The sequence below is a fragment of the Ruegeria sp. CG1 genome, from assembly GCF_056537265.1.
This window is the reverse complement of the sequence record NZ_JBQFRF010000002.1, coordinates 737,931-751,291: the sequence shown is the minus strand read 5'-3', so window position 1 is coordinate 751,291 and position 13,361 is coordinate 737,931. Positions and strand designations below refer to the sequence as shown.

The 13,361-nt window shown below is 57.9% G+C and carries 16 protein-coding genes; 7 read left to right on the top strand and 9 right to left on the bottom strand.

Annotated features, from left to right (window positions below; translation table 11 throughout):
- Window position 1: 1 nt before the first annotated feature.
- The 3 genes from ACR0AU_RS09070 to ACR0AU_RS09060 all read left to right on the top strand — a co-directional run bounded on the left by ACR0AU_RS09070 (window position 2) and on the right by ACR0AU_RS09060 (window position 2,434).
- Window positions 2-574: a peroxidase-related enzyme gene (locus ACR0AU_RS09070; protein WP_170394773.1), complete on the top strand. Its 573-nt coding sequence runs from the start codon at window positions 2-4 to the stop codon at window positions 572-574.
- Complete coding sequence (locus ACR0AU_RS09065) at window positions 571-1,470, top strand: OmpA family protein (RefSeq protein ID WP_480795583.1); 900 nt, start codon at window positions 571-573, stop codon at window positions 1,468-1,470. Before ACR0AU_RS09070 ends, ACR0AU_RS09065 begins: the two co-directional genes overlap by 4 nt.
- A 148-nt stretch (window positions 1,471-1,618) precedes the next feature.
- Window positions 1,619-2,434: a DUF2189 domain-containing protein gene (locus ACR0AU_RS09060; RefSeq protein WP_480762727.1), complete on the top strand. Its 816-nt coding sequence runs from the start codon at window positions 1,619-1,621 to the stop codon at window positions 2,432-2,434.
- Between the two features lie 67 nt (window positions 2,435-2,501).
- Here ACR0AU_RS09060 and ACR0AU_RS09055 read toward each other — a convergent pair whose 3' ends face one another.
- Window positions 2,502-3,407: a LysR family transcriptional regulator gene (locus ACR0AU_RS09055; RefSeq protein ID WP_480795582.1), complete on the bottom strand. Its 906-nt coding sequence runs from the start codon at window positions 3,405-3,407 to the stop codon at window positions 2,502-2,504.
- 228 nt (window positions 3,408-3,635) lie between these two features.
- Between ACR0AU_RS09055 and ACR0AU_RS09050 the strand changes: the two genes are divergently transcribed.
- Window positions 3,636-4,076: a DUF4399 domain-containing protein gene (locus ACR0AU_RS09050; RefSeq protein WP_170466618.1), complete on the top strand. Its 441-nt coding sequence runs from the start codon at window positions 3,636-3,638 to the stop codon at window positions 4,074-4,076.
- A 26-nt stretch (window positions 4,077-4,102) separates the two neighbouring features.
- Here the strand turns inward: ACR0AU_RS09050 and ACR0AU_RS09045 are convergent, their stop codons facing one another.
- The 3 genes from ACR0AU_RS09045 to ACR0AU_RS09035 form a co-directional block, all read right to left on the bottom strand.
- Window positions 4,103-4,492, bottom strand: coding sequence for a hypothetical protein (locus ACR0AU_RS09045; RefSeq protein ID WP_170733915.1), 390 nt, complete (start codon window positions 4,490-4,492; stop codon window positions 4,103-4,105).
- A complete protein-coding gene (locus ACR0AU_RS09040; protein ID WP_170394756.1) occupies window positions 4,489-4,740 on the bottom strand; it encodes a hypothetical protein in 252 nt (83 codons plus the stop codon). Before ACR0AU_RS09040 ends, ACR0AU_RS09045 begins: the two co-directional genes overlap by 4 nt.
- 96 nt (window positions 4,741-4,836) lie before the next feature.
- Complete coding sequence (locus ACR0AU_RS09035; protein ID WP_170733914.1) at window positions 4,837-6,864, bottom strand: NADPH-dependent 2,4-dienoyl-CoA reductase; 2,028 nt, start codon at window positions 6,862-6,864, stop codon at window positions 4,837-4,839.
- 137 nt (window positions 6,865-7,001) lie between these two features.
- On the opposite strand from ACR0AU_RS09035, the gene ACR0AU_RS09030 reads away from it, so the two are divergent.
- The gene (locus ACR0AU_RS09030; RefSeq protein WP_170598361.1) at window positions 7,002-7,487 is read left to right on the top strand and encodes an RNA pyrophosphohydrolase; all 486 of its coding nucleotides are present in this window, start codon (window positions 7,002-7,004) and stop codon (window positions 7,485-7,487) included.
- Between the two features lie 6 nt (window positions 7,488-7,493).
- On the opposite strand, the gene ACR0AU_RS09025 is transcribed toward ACR0AU_RS09030, so the two are convergent.
- The 5 genes from ACR0AU_RS09025 to ACR0AU_RS09005 form a co-directional block, all read right to left on the bottom strand.
- Complete coding sequence (locus ACR0AU_RS09025) at window positions 7,494-8,831, bottom strand: serine hydrolase domain-containing protein (RefSeq protein ID WP_480795581.1); 1,338 nt, start codon at window positions 8,829-8,831, stop codon at window positions 7,494-7,496.
- Between the two features lie 82 nt (window positions 8,832-8,913).
- Complete coding sequence (locus ACR0AU_RS09020) at window positions 8,914-9,903, bottom strand: adenosine kinase (protein ID WP_170426125.1); 990 nt, start codon at window positions 9,901-9,903, stop codon at window positions 8,914-8,916.
- Window positions 9,900-10,544, bottom strand: a complete 645-nt coding sequence (nth, locus tag ACR0AU_RS09015; RefSeq protein WP_480795580.1) for an endonuclease III — start codon at window positions 10,542-10,544, stop codon at window positions 9,900-9,902. Before nth ends, ACR0AU_RS09020 begins: the two co-directional genes overlap by 4 nt.
- 96 nt (window positions 10,545-10,640) lie before the next feature.
- Window positions 10,641-11,282 (bottom strand): cysteine hydrolase family protein, encoded by a 642-nt coding sequence (locus tag ACR0AU_RS09010; protein ID WP_480795579.1) that lies wholly within the window; start codon window positions 11,280-11,282, stop codon window positions 10,641-10,643.
- A gap of 1 nt (window position 11,283) precedes the next feature.
- Window positions 11,284-11,721 (bottom strand): MarR family winged helix-turn-helix transcriptional regulator, encoded by a 438-nt coding sequence (locus ACR0AU_RS09005; RefSeq protein WP_480795578.1) that lies wholly within the window; start codon window positions 11,719-11,721, stop codon window positions 11,284-11,286.
- A 132-nt stretch (window positions 11,722-11,853) separates the two neighbouring features.
- Between ACR0AU_RS09005 and ACR0AU_RS09000 the strand changes: the two genes are divergently transcribed.
- Both ACR0AU_RS09000 and ACR0AU_RS08995 read left to right on the top strand, forming a co-directional pair.
- Window positions 11,854-12,705, top strand: a complete 852-nt coding sequence (locus tag ACR0AU_RS09000; protein ID WP_170394731.1) for a bifunctional helix-turn-helix domain-containing protein/methylated-DNA--[protein]-cysteine S-methyltransferase — start codon at window positions 11,854-11,856, stop codon at window positions 12,703-12,705.
- Between the two features lie 175 nt (window positions 12,706-12,880).
- A complete protein-coding gene (locus tag ACR0AU_RS08995) occupies window positions 12,881-13,315 on the top strand; it encodes a glyoxalase superfamily protein (protein WP_170426134.1) in 435 nt (144 codons plus the stop codon).
- Window positions 13,316-13,361: the final 46 nt, after the last annotated feature.

The following is a 13,361-nucleotide window of genomic DNA, read 5'->3' as shown; positions in this document are numbered from 1 at the left end:
ATTGACCAAACAGGACATGCCCACTGCCCTGGATCTGCCAATGGTGGACCCGCTACCGTCAGAGACGCAGAAATACTTTGATATCTGTGTCGAGAAACTGGGAATGGTGCCGAATGTCCTGCGCGCCTATGCCTTCGATATCGACAAGCTGAATGCCTTCACTTCGATGTATAATGATCTGATGCTGGCCGATAGCGGGCTGACCAAGCTGGAACGCGAGATGATTGCGGTCGTGGTGTCCTCGATCAACAAATGCTTCTACTGCCTCGTGGCTCATGGCGCAGCGGTGCGGCAGCTTTCGGGCGATCCGCAGCTGGGTGAGATGCTGGTCATGAACTACCGCGTCGCCAAATTGGACGCGCGCCAACGTGCAATGCTGGATTTCGCAGCCAAGATGACCACCGCCAGCACCACAATCGAAGAGCCCGATCGCCAGCTTTTACGTGATGTCGGGTTTTCGGATCGCGATATCTGGGACATTGCCAATGTCACCGGTTTCTTCAATATGACCAACCGCGTGGCCAGTGCCACTGCCATGGTCCCGAACCCAGAGTATCACGCGCAGTTCCGATGATCCGTTTCCTGTTTCTTAGCCTCCTTTTGGCCGTGCCTGTGCAGGCGCAGGAACTGACGTTGCCCGCCAGCGCCCGGCAGATTTCGGATCGCACCAGTGCATTGGACAGCTACGACCTGCCAACCGACGTGTTTGCCGACGGCGCAGTTCCATCCCGCACTGTCGAAGGGCGTGTCGAGCGGCTAACATGGCGTCTGCAGGCCGGGTCCAGCACGACGCTGCAAATTCTTGCACCGCTTCGGGAACAGCTTCAGGCGCAAGGTTTCGAGATCGCGTTTGAATGCGAGGCACGCAATTGTGGCGGATTCGATTTCCGCTTTGGCACCGAAGTGGTGCCGACGCCTGACATGTATGTGGCGATCCACGATTACCGTTTTCTATCCGCCTCCCGCGGTGACGAAGTGCTGAGCCTGCTGGTCAGCCGCAACCCGCCGGATGGCTATGTGCAGATGATCCGGGTGACCCCGCAAGGTACGCAGCCTGCGCAGCCACTTGTGATCGAGGAAACTGTTGAGGGCCCTGCCGGGTTGCTAAACGATCTCAGCAGTACCGGACATGTCATCCTTGATGACCTGCACTTTCGCACCGGCGAAGTCGCGCTGGGCGAAGGGCCGTTTGCCTCGCTTGCGCTGCTTGCGGGCTATCTGGCCGACAATCCTTCGACCCGTTTGGCGCTGGTAGGGCACACGGATGATACGGGCGCATTGCAGGCCAATATTGCGGTCAGCACCAAACGGGCGGAAGCCGTGCGTGCGCGCCTGATCGAAGCGCACGGTGTTGCCGCCGACCGGATCGAGGCGCAGGGCGTAGGCTATCTTGCGCCCATTACCTCTAACGCTACGCCCGAGGGCCGCGATCTCAATCGCCGGGTCGAGGCGGTGTTGCTGGTCAACTAGCAGGCGCGAGCACCGCGGACGCCCTGTGTCCCTCTTGCCCTGATGGCGCGGCCTGATGCACACTTGCAGCTAATCGGTGCGTCTGTCTTGCCATCAGGCCTGTTGGCAGGCAGTCCCACCAGTCACCATGCTTTGGGAGGAATGCGTCATGGCATCCAAAACCGAAGATACCACTCCGCCGGATAACACGGTCCCACAGCAATCCATACCCGAGGTTAACAGGCTGACGGCCGAGGATATTACCGCATCGCTGAAGGCCGGGTTTTCCGACTTCCTCGCACACCCGGTCATGAGCGGCTTTTTCGGCCTGTTCTACGCGGTTTTCGGCATCCTGTTCGTTTGGTGCCTGGTCGGGCTTGGCAAGATCTGGATGATCATTCCTGCCGCCGTAGGCTTTCCGCTGGTTGCCCCATTTGCGGCCGCCGGGCTTTATGAAATGTCCCGTAGGATGCAGAAAGGGGAAAGCTTCGGTTGGTCCGAAATCCTCAGCGTCATGGCCCATCAACGCAAGCGCGAGATGGGTTGGATGGCCTTTGTCACCCTGTTCATTTTCTGGGTATGGACCTACCAAATCCGCCTTTGGCTGGCGATCATCCTGCAAAAGGCGTCCTTCTCGGATTTCGAAGGGTTCATGAACACCATCTTCTTCACACCGCAAGGCTGGACCTTTCTGGCGGTCGGCACCTGTATCGGCGCTTTTTTGTCGGCGGTCCTGTTCTCGGTGACTGTGGTGGCCATGCCCATGCTTCTGGATCGGGAAACCAACTTTGTTTCCGCCATGCTCACTTCCATTCGCGTGGTCGCTGAAAGCCCGGTGGTAATGCTCAGTTGGGCGGCGATCATCTCGGTTACCATGCTGTTGTCGCTGGTTCCGGCGTTTCTGGGGCTGATTTTCACGCTGCCGATCCTGGGCCATACCACGTGGCACCTGTATCAGCGGGCCGTATCACCAGAGACTAACTGATGCATCGCTAGACAAAAAAAGACCCGTGCCATTCAGCACGGGCCGTTTAGGTGCCACAGGGAGAATTCTACCAATCCATCGGACCCTTTTCAGCAAAGGAATCGACAAGAAAATCAATGAAAGCCCGCACCTTGGGCTGGGTGAACCGGCCCGGCGGGTAGACTGCATAGACGCCCTGAACCTCATCCGGCAGCGATGGCATGGCGTCTACCACCTCGCCCGATTTCAGTGCTTCGGCATATAGATAGCTGGGCAGATGCGCGATCCCAAGCCCCGAGATCGCGGCGTTCAGTAGCGACTGCCCATCATTTACGCTTAGCCAGCCAGCAGTGCGGACCTGACGCTTCTCGCCCGAAGGCGCCGTCAGCTTCCACACGCTGCCCGAGGATTGGCTGGAGTAATGCAGCAGTTTGTGTTCGTTCAGATCGTCGATCTTCTGCGGGCGTCCGAACTGTTCGATATATCTCGGCGACGCGACCATGCGTTTCACTGTTTCGGTCAGCTTACGGGCGCGCAGCGTGCTGTCTTCCAGCTCGCCAATGCGCACGGCCACGTCAAAGCCTTCGGAAATCAGCTCAACATAGCGGTTGTTCAGAACCATATTCACGGTGATGTCCGGATAGGCCGACAGGAAGTCCGACAGGACCGGTGACAGGTGATTGACGCCAAAATCTGTTGCCACAGAGATCCGCAGCAGACCAGAAGGCGCAGATTGCATCGAAGTCACCAGCGCATCCGCTTCGCCTGCGTCGTTCAGCACGCGACGGGCGCGATCATAATAGGCCAACCCGATCTCGGTTGGCGAAACCCGGCGCGTTGTCCGGTTCAAAAGCCTTGCCCCCAACCGCGCCTCGAGGCTCGAGACGTGTTTAGACACGGCTGATTTGGAGATGCCCATTTTCTTGGCCGCGTCGGTGAAACCACCCTGGTCCACCACGTTGGAAAAGGCCTCCATTTCAGTTAGTCGATCCATTCTCGTTCCCCAGGTCTTCCGTTCGTTGTCTCTTTATCGCGATCAATCTGGGCAAGAACTGGGCAGACATGGGATAATATCAGGGTTTTGAATCGGATCGTTTGCAACTAGGAAACGCCCGGGCCTATATGCCGCGGACCATGCCTTTCGATACAAAACCCCGTTTTCTGGACTTTTTTCCAATCGTGCTATGATGAGAATGGCATTTTTGTGACCACGGAGGAGACTATGAAAGCCCTATTTGCTGTCATTACCCTGTGTCTGACCGCCAGCCTTGCGTGGGCCGGAGGGGAAACACCATCGAATCCAGATGCGAAGGTCTATTTCGTCAACCTGTCTGACGGTGACACCGTGCAATCACCTGTGACCGTAGTCTTTGGGCTCAGCGGCATGGGCGTTGCCCCCGCTGGAACCGAGAAGGAAAATACAGGGCACCATCACCTCCTGATTGATCGCCCACCACTTGGGCAGGGAGAAGACGGTGCGGACGAACTGTCATACGGTCTGCCCGCAGACGACAATCACATTCATTTCGGTGGCGGTCAGACCGAGGTGACTTTGGAATTTGCTCCGGGTGAGCATACTTTGCAGCTGGTGCTTGGGGATGCAGGCCACGTCCCTCATGCGACGCCCATTGTGTCCGAGGTGATTACGATCACTGTAGAGTAACAATTCACCTTCGCCGCAAAACACGATTATGCGTCGGCAGGCAGCAGGAATATATCGCGCGCAAGCTGCATGTTGAGACGTTCCGCAGAATACCATTGGTTGAGTACTGACTTGGCCATCAGGTCGGAATTTTCCTGTGCGAAACTCTTAAAGTCAGTAGCTTGCGTGTTGGCCAGCCGCTCTGCGATCAGGCTCATGAATGCGTAGGTGATTGTCAGATTGAACTTGTCCGGTGCGCCTGCGTTCGCTGCTAACGTGCGAATTCCCTTGGCGTAGATCGCTGCGGCATCGATGAAATCATACTTGCGTAGCAGGTCATAAGCGACTTGCACATGTTCGGCGTGTCCGAACCTTGCGTTGTCGATTGCGTGTGCTTCAAATGCGATGGTGACGTCGGCGTATCGCGATGCGCTCATTCTTCATCCTCCTTGAAACGGTGGCTGTCTTCAGCTGTCCAATCGAAGTCGTAGACACTTTTGAGTTGTTTGATCTTCTTCAGCGTCTCTTCAGAGAAGGCTGGCTTGTTCTCAAAGCTGTGCAGCGCGATGCCCTCAATCAGGTCGCCAAGGGTCATGTCCAGCGATTCTGCCAGCCCTTTGAGAACTTTCAGAAGCCGCTTCTCGATTCGAATTCCTGTTTGGGTGCGTTCTATTTTCTGACTCATTTGGTACATATGTATATTGATAACAACTGAGTCAAGGAAAACGAAAAAAGCCGCCTCTTCCGGGGCGGCTTTCTCCAGCGCACTGGCATTACAACGTCAGAACGCTGCCGCCAGACGTGTGCCCTGATTGATCGCACGTTTGGCGTCCAGCTCAGCTGCCACATCTGCGCCACCAATCACATGGCAGGCGATTCCACGTTCGATCAGCTCATCCGCCAGCGACCGGTCCGAGACCTGCCCGGCACATAGGACGATCGACTCGGCTGCGATCACGGTTGGATCATCGCGGGTTTCGCCAAAGCTGACATGCAGGCCGTCCTCGTCGATGCGCTCATAATTCACACCACCAACGAAACTGACGTCCTTCATCTTTAGCGTCGCGCGGTGGATCCAGCCCGTTGTCTTTCCTAGCCCCTTGCCGTGACGCTGCGCCTTGCGCTGCAGCAACGTGACCTGCCGTGCTGGTGCTTCGGGCTGCGGGCCCTCGGGGGCCAGGCCCGAGCGGTGTTCTGCGGGGTCGGTCACGCCCCATTCCTTCATCCACAATGGAAGGTCCGTGGTTGGGCTGTGACCGTCTTCCAGCAGGAATTCGGAGACATCGAACCCGATGCCTCCGGCCCCGATTACGGCGACGGTGCTGCCGACCTCGGCCTTGTCGCGCAGCACGTCGATGTAGCTGAGCACATTGTCCCGATCCTGGCCGGGAATCTGCGGATCACGAGGAGTGACACCGGTGGCGATGACCACCTCATCATAACCGGTCAGATCATCCGCGCTGACCTCGCGGTTCAGTTCGACCGTCACGCCAAGGTCGTTCATCATGGTGCGATACCAGTCGACCAGTCCCCAGAACTCTTCTTTCCCTGGCACCTGTTTGGCCATGTTCAACTGCCCGCCTATCTCGGCGGCGCGATCAAACAGGGTTACATCATGGCCGCGCTGGGCAGCTGTCATCGCAGTGGACAAACCTGCAGGGCCAGCGCCGACAACGGCCACTGTCTTGCGTGTCTCGGCCTTGCCGATCACCAATTCAGTCTCATGACAGGCGCGCGGATTGACCAGGCATGAGGTCAGCTTGCCGCTGAAAGTGTGGTCCAGACAGGCCTGATTGCATGCGATGCACGGGGCGATCTTCGCGGCCTCATCCGCAATCGCCTTGTTCACGAAATCCGCATCGGCCAGCATCGGCCGCGCCAGAGACACCATATCGGCGCAACCGGTCGATAGAACTTCTTCGGCAACCTCAGGCGTGTTGATCCGGTTCGAGGTGATCACCGGAATCCCGACTTTACCCATCAGCTTCTTGGTAACCCACGCAAATGCAGCACGGGGAACGCTGGTAGCAATCGTCGGAATCCGCGCCTCATGCCAACCGATACCGGTGTTGATGATCGTTGCCCCGGCCTGCTCAATCCGCTGCGCAAGTTCAACGACTTCGTCATGGGTCGACCCATTGGGCACAAGATCAATCATCGAAAGGCGATAGATGATGATGAAATCGCTCCCCACGGCTTCCCGCGTGCGGCGCACCACCTCAATGGGCAGACGCATCCTGTTCTCGTATGACCCACCCCAGCGATCCTCGCGCTTGTTGGTGTGGGTCACGAGGAACTGGTTCAGGAAATACCCCTCGGAGCCCATGATCTCGACCCCGTCATAGCCCGCCTTCTGGGCCAGAACAGCCGCGTTGACGATGTCGCTGATTTGCTTCTCGATACCCTCTTCGTCCAACTCATGCGGCGGAAACGGAGAAATTGGGGATTTCACCGGGCTGGGGGCCACGCATTTCGGACCATAGGCATAGCGCCCCGCATGCAGGATCTGCATCGCGATCTTGCCGCCTGCCTCATGCACACGTTTGGTCACAATGGAATGGTTCGCCACCTCTTCATCATTGGTCATCATCGAGGCCCCGGGCAGCACCGAGCCCTCAAGGTTCGGGCCAATCCCACCCGTCACCATCAAAGCAACACCACCGCGCGCGCGATCCGCGTAGAACTCGGCGACACGGATCCAGTCGCCGGTCTCTTCCAGACCGGTATGCATCGAGCCCATCAGCACGCGGTTCTTCAACGTGGTAAAACCCAGATCCAGCGGGGCCAACATGTTTGGGTACGCAGTCATGGCAAACTCTCCCTCCCGACTTTGACCGTCAGATTGACCTTCGCGTCACCTTTGTCACGCGAAACCTAACGTCATTCCCTTTGCCTTTACTGCGGCGCTTGCTAGAGACGCAGCAAAGCTTAATCACGAGGCCGCGCATGACCCCTGATGAAATCGCCAAACTGCCCTATCGCCCCTGCGTGGGACTGATGTTGATGAATGCCGAGGGGAAAATCTTTGTCGGTCAGCGCAATGATCGTCACAAGGACGCCTGGCAGATGCCGCAGGGCGGCGTGGACAAGGGCGAAGACCCGCGCGATGCGGCCCTGCGCGAGCTTTGGGAAGAAACTGGTGTAACCAGCGATCTGGTCGACATCATCGCCGAGACCGACGGCTGGCTGCCCTATGACCTACCGCATGACATTGTGCCGAAAATCTGGAAGGGCCGGTATCGCGGACAGGAGCAGAAGTGGTACCTGATGCGGTTCTTAGGCCGGGATGATCAGATCGATATCGCAACCGAGCACCCCGAGTTCACCCACTGGAAATGGCAGACCACGACGCGGCTGGTCGATGAGATCGTGCCGTTCAAAAAGGACGTCTACCAGCAGGTGCTTTCTGCGTTTCAGCCGCATCTCGGGTAGTTCGGGTTAGGAACCAAGCGCCGTAATCACCGCTTTGGCCAGCGGCAGCGGGGAATAACCGGTATCGGACGGTGTAAGCCCCAATCGCACGATCACCAAATCACGCGAAGGGAATATCCCGACCGATTGCCCATCATGTCCGGCCATCCAGACCGCATCTTCGAACGGGGGTTCTCCACCCGGCACGTCGCGCCACAAGTGACCTTTGGCATATGCCCCGCCCGAGACAGCAACCGGTTCGAACATCCAGTCAGTGAACCCTTCGGGCAGAATTTGCTGCCCGTCCCATGTGCCGCCCTGCAGCAGGAATTGCCCATATCGTGGCCAATCCCGCGCTGTGGCGTACATATAGCTTGAGCCGACAAAGGTGTCAGAAACATCAGTTTCAAGTATGGCCGAGGTCATGCCCAGTGGCAGCAGGAGTGCGCGCTGCGGATAGGACAAGCTGTCATCTTTGACCTGATCCTGCCAGACCCGCGCCAAGACGGTGGATGTGCCCGACGAATAGTTGAATTCAGTATTTGGCTCAGCCTCGGCCTCAAGCGAAGTGACAAACCCCGCCATGTCGTCGCTCAGATATAACATCCGAGTCACGTCCGAGACGTCACCATAGCCTTCGTTCCATCGCAGGCCGCTTGACATGGTCAACATATCCTCGACGGTAATGTGCTGCCGGTTGTCCTCTGCCCAATCGGGAAATGAATCGACCAGTGTATCCGTCAACTTCATCTGACCGGATTTTATCAGCGTTCCAATCAATCCAGAGGTTATGGTTTTGGTCATTGACCAGCCCAGAAGAGGGGTATTTTCGTCGAATCCATCCGCATAAGCCTCACCAATGATCCGGCCATCATGCACCACAACTACGGCGCGGAAGCCCTTTCCCAGAATGGTCGGGTCCGACAGAACCATTGCCAATTTGGAGTTCTGCGCTGGGGCCACGGTGGTGCCTTCCGGCCAAAGTGCATCAGACAGCGCGGGCAGAGTGTTTAGCTGGGCGTTGACCGGTTGGGCCTCATGCGTATTCGCACATCCAAGCCCCTCGCGATATTGGCTGGTCGCAGGGGCGAAGATCCCGAGTAGCTTTGCGGATACTGATTGCGCCTCGGGGTCTACCGAGACCGAGACGTGTTTCAGCAACGGATGCCCGGGCGCCTGCACATCAACCGCCAGTACCTCCTGCGCATCCCGCCTGGCGATGAACACGTTAGAACAGACGATCTTGGCAGAATAGTTGGTCCCGACTCGCAACAGGTCGGGCGGAGAGATCAGCAGGTACCCAACGCCGGCCACAAGCCCCAACGCCAATGTTCCTGCGGTGATCCTGAGTGCTCTGCCCAACATGAATTGGCTCCCCCCTTACATCCAAAAAAAGGGTAGCCATTCCGAAATGTGACGCACCAGCGTTACGTTGCGTTTCGCGGGATCAGAGCAATCCCTCAGCCTGCAGCAACTCCTGCATGTTCGCCTCGGGGCGCGGGCCGATATGGCTGATCACCTCGCGGGCACAGACATTGCCGATCCGCGCACAGGTCTCGTAATCGCGGCCTGTTGCCATGCCATAAAGGAACCCGGCGGCGAATTGATCGCCCGCGCCGGTCGCGTCCACGGGGACGATCTTTTCAACTGGTACGTCGATGCGCGCGTCGCCGTTCAGAACGGTCACCCCGTCGCCAGACCGGGTGCAGACGACCAGAGGGCAAATCTCGGCCGTTTTCGCCAGCGCCTCTTCAAGATCGTCGGTTTCGAACAGCGATTTGATTTCGGCCTCGTTGCCGATTACAAAATCCAGCTCATTCTCGATCAGCAGCAGGAAATCGACCCGGTGCCGTTCTACACAGAACGGGTCAGAAATGGCGATGCCCGCCTTGCCGCCACCCTTGTGGCAGTTGCGCGCGGCCTCCAGGAATGCCGCCTTGCCCTTTTCCTTGTCGAACAGATAGCCCTCGAGGAACATGATCTGGCTGTTGCCCGCGACGTCTTCCGAGACATCCCGAGAAGACAGCTCGGACGAAATACCCAGATAGGTGTTCATCGACCGCTCGCCATCCGGTGAGACAAAGATCATTGAACGCGAGGTTGGCAGCTCGCCCCCCGGCACCGGCGGGTTCACGAAATCCACCCCATCCTCGTTCATCGCATCCGCATAGAACCGCCCCAGCGCATCATCATGCACCCGCCCGATAAACGCCGAATCCAGACCCAGTGCACCCGCACCCGCAATGGTATTGGCAACCGAGCCGCCCGGCGTCTGCACCCGGCCTTCCATCGAGGCATACAGTACCTCGCCGCGCTCCTGTTCGATCAGCTGCATGATGCCCTTTTCGATGCCCATCAGCTCAAGGAAACTGTCATCGGCTTGGGAAATCACGTCCACAACGGCGTTTCCGATGCCGGTCAGTTGGTAGGTTTTCATTCGGTTTTGTCCTCAAATTCGCAGAGATCGCGGATGATACAGGTAGGGCACTGTGGTTTGCGTGCCTTGCAGTGATAGCGGCCATGCAGGATCAGCCAGTGATGCGCATGCAGCTGAAAGTCGGTCGGTATGTTGTCTTCGATGGCGCGTTCGACGGCGTCTACATTCTTGCCCGGACAAATGCCGGTGCGGTTACCGACGCGGAAGATATGCGTGTCCACCGCCTGCGCCGGATATCGCCACCACATGTTCAAGACAACATTGGCTGTCTTGCGCCCCACACCCGGTAGCGATTGAAGCGCCGCGCGGGAGTTGGGCACCTCACCGCCATAGTCTTCGACCAGAATGCGACTCAGCTTGATTACGTTCTTGGCCTTCTGGCGGAACAGGCCGATGGTCTTGATATGTTCGATCAGACCTTCTTCGCCCAGATCCAGCATCTTCTGCGGCGTGTCAGCGATCTTGAATAGCGCGCGCGTAGCCTTGTTGACGCCGGCATCGGTCGCCTGCGCTGACATTGCGACGGCAACGACCAGAGTATAGACGTTTACATGCTCCAACTCGCCCTTGGGTTCAGGGTCGGCGTCGTGAAAACGCGTAAAGATCTCGCGGATCTTGTGGTATCCGAGTTGATTGGCCATCCGAGCCTTAATGCCCTGCCAGACAAGCGGTCGCAATTGAAAAGGTGCGTTTTGGTTTTGCCTAGGCGCGGGTCTTGGTCGATTTATCCCTATGCCTCACTTTTGCAGTCGGAAATCCACCCCCGCCGTTGCAAGTTGATCCCTGATCCCCTGCCACCGGTTCGGATCAGCTGCCAGTACAGCCGCCGGATCGATCTGAACCCGATATCCTCGATTGAGCGCGCCCTGCGCGGTCTTATTCACGCAATGACACCCGTCCAACCCTGTCAGAACCAGCGTTCCGATCCGTTTGTCTTGCAGGAACCGTTCAAAGCCCGGCGAAGAAAAGGCGTCACCTACGGATTTTACAAACTCGGCATCGGGATTCAGCGCAAGACGCGGATCCAACCCAACTCCGTCGGAACCTGCGTTGCCGCGCCCCTGATTGAACCACCCGTTCAGCAAGTTCGCCAGCCGTCCCTTGAATTCATGACGGATGGCAATCACGGACCAGTCAGACTGGCGGGCGCTGTCCGTCGTTGACCGGATCGTCGACAAGGCACCCTCAATTTGCGCGTCATCCCAGGTGGGTATCGAGGTAAAATCTGTTTGCATATCGATCACCAGCAGCGCCGTTTCAGGCCGCGATGCCAGATCTATTTTGGCTCCGGTTGTCGGAGTGCCAATCTTTCGGATTTGCACGAGGATGTACAACACGGCGATCATGATGCTTGCGGCCATTATCCAAAGGACGGTCATGTCAGGCCTCCTTGGCGAGTTCTGCGAAATAGCGGGTCAGGGCCAGCTGAACCTTGTGGTAGGCGGCAAGCTCTGACGCAGAATAATCCTGTGCAAAGCTTGTCAGCTTGGCCATCTCATCCGCTCTGATTGCCGTGATCGTCTCTTCGCCCGCAGGGCTCAGCCGGTAGCAGTAGGTGCCTGCACGTTTGGGATTGGGCTGGCTTTCGATCAGCTGTGCACCCATCAACTCTTTTAAGATGCGCGAGACATATTGTCGTTTCAGCTGCAGCTCGGCGCATAGCACCGGGGCTGTCGCGCCGGGAGATAGCGACAGACCTTCCAAAAGGGCACGTTGCCCGACGGTCACGCCTTTGCGCTGGCTGCCCTGCTCAACTGCTGCCGTGATGTTCCGCAGCAAAGGCCGGGTGGCCTGAACTGCCTGATAAAGCTGATCCAACCTGTGTCCCATACCTGAATGGTAGGAGAAATCGATTTGATTCGTCAACTCAGTTGACAAGATAAAGCGCAGGTTCCGGGTCGCAAGATCGACAGGGGCAAGTTACTGTTCCTGTAACTGATGAGGTGACTGATGAACGTCCAGACAGCAGAAAGCGGATATCATTATAACGTCATGCGGCGCGCGATCGAATTGATCGATCAAGGCGGAGAGAGTCTCAGTCTTGATGAGTTGGCTCGCCAGATGGATATGAGCCCTGCCCACTTTCAGCGTCTGTTCTCACGCTGGACCGGGGTCTCGCCGAAGCGATACCAGCAATACCTGACTCTCGGCCATGCCAAAGCCCTGTTGCACGAGCGTTTCACCACGCTGGAAACCGCTCATAATGTGGGGCTGTCCGGCAGTGGGCGGCTTCATGACCTGTTCCTGAAATGGGAATCCATGAGCCCCGGTGAATATGCCCGCAAAGGCGCAGGTCTCACGATCTACTGGGGCTGGTTCGAATGCCCCTTTGGCCCTGCGCTGGTTATGGGAACTGACAAGGGAATCTGTGGAATCGCCTTTGGGGCCGAGACAGGCGAGGAGGCGGCGATGGAAGACATGATCTCTCGTTGGCCCAATGCTGATTTTGTCGAGGACCCGATGCGCCTGCGGCCTTGGGTGCTCAGCGCCTTCGGTGCGGCCAGCGACCGGTTGGAGCCGACCCCACTCTACCTGATCGGCTCACCACTGCAGATCAAGGTATGGGAAGCGCTGATGCACATCCCTTCGGGGCAGGTCACCACCTATTCCGAGATCGCGCAGCGGGTCGGCTCACCCCAAGCGGTGCGCGCCGTGGGCACCGCAGTTGGGCGCAACCCGGTCAGTTGGCTGATCCCCTGCCACCGTGCCTTACGCAAATCGGGCGGCCTGGGTGGCTACCACTGGGGACTGCCCGTCAAGCGCGCCATGCTGGCCTATGAGGCGGCGCAGGCCGACGCCTGATTGACATTCTGGCGCGTCGTTGCCATATGCACGGCAGGTTCGGGTCCCCTGCCGTTCGCGGCCTTAGGCTTTGGTGAAACCCGATTGAATCACATCTGTTGCCCTTTCCAGGCGCGCGGATGGCAATGCGAACCCCGTCCAGATTTCGCGCCCGTTTCAGGAAACGAGGCACACCATGACACATATTCAGAACATCGCTCCGGTTGCGGAGCTGAAAGAGCAGGCAAAACGCCTGCGCAAACGCCTGCAGGACGCCGGAGTGAAGCTATCACATAGCGAGGCGCTGGAACTGTTGGCGCATCAACTCGGTGCGCGGGATTGGAACACGTTGCACGCGATGGCAGGAAATCGAGTGCAGCTGCGCGTTGGTGACCGGGTTGAGGGCCGATATCTGGGTCAGCCCTTCACCGCCGAAATCCGCGGTCTGACCATGATTGGGGATGGCGGACATCGCCGGGTGACCCTTCAGTTCGACGTGCCCGTAGATGTGGTCCGGTTCGACAGTTTTTCGTCCCTTCGCCAGCGGGTGACAGGTGAGATTGGCTGGGATGGTCGATCCACCCGTCACACGTCGGACGGAGAGCCGCAGCTTATCGTCCGACCTGCGTAAGAAACAAAGCGAGGCACCCTTAGGGTGCCTCACATTTTGATAGCAC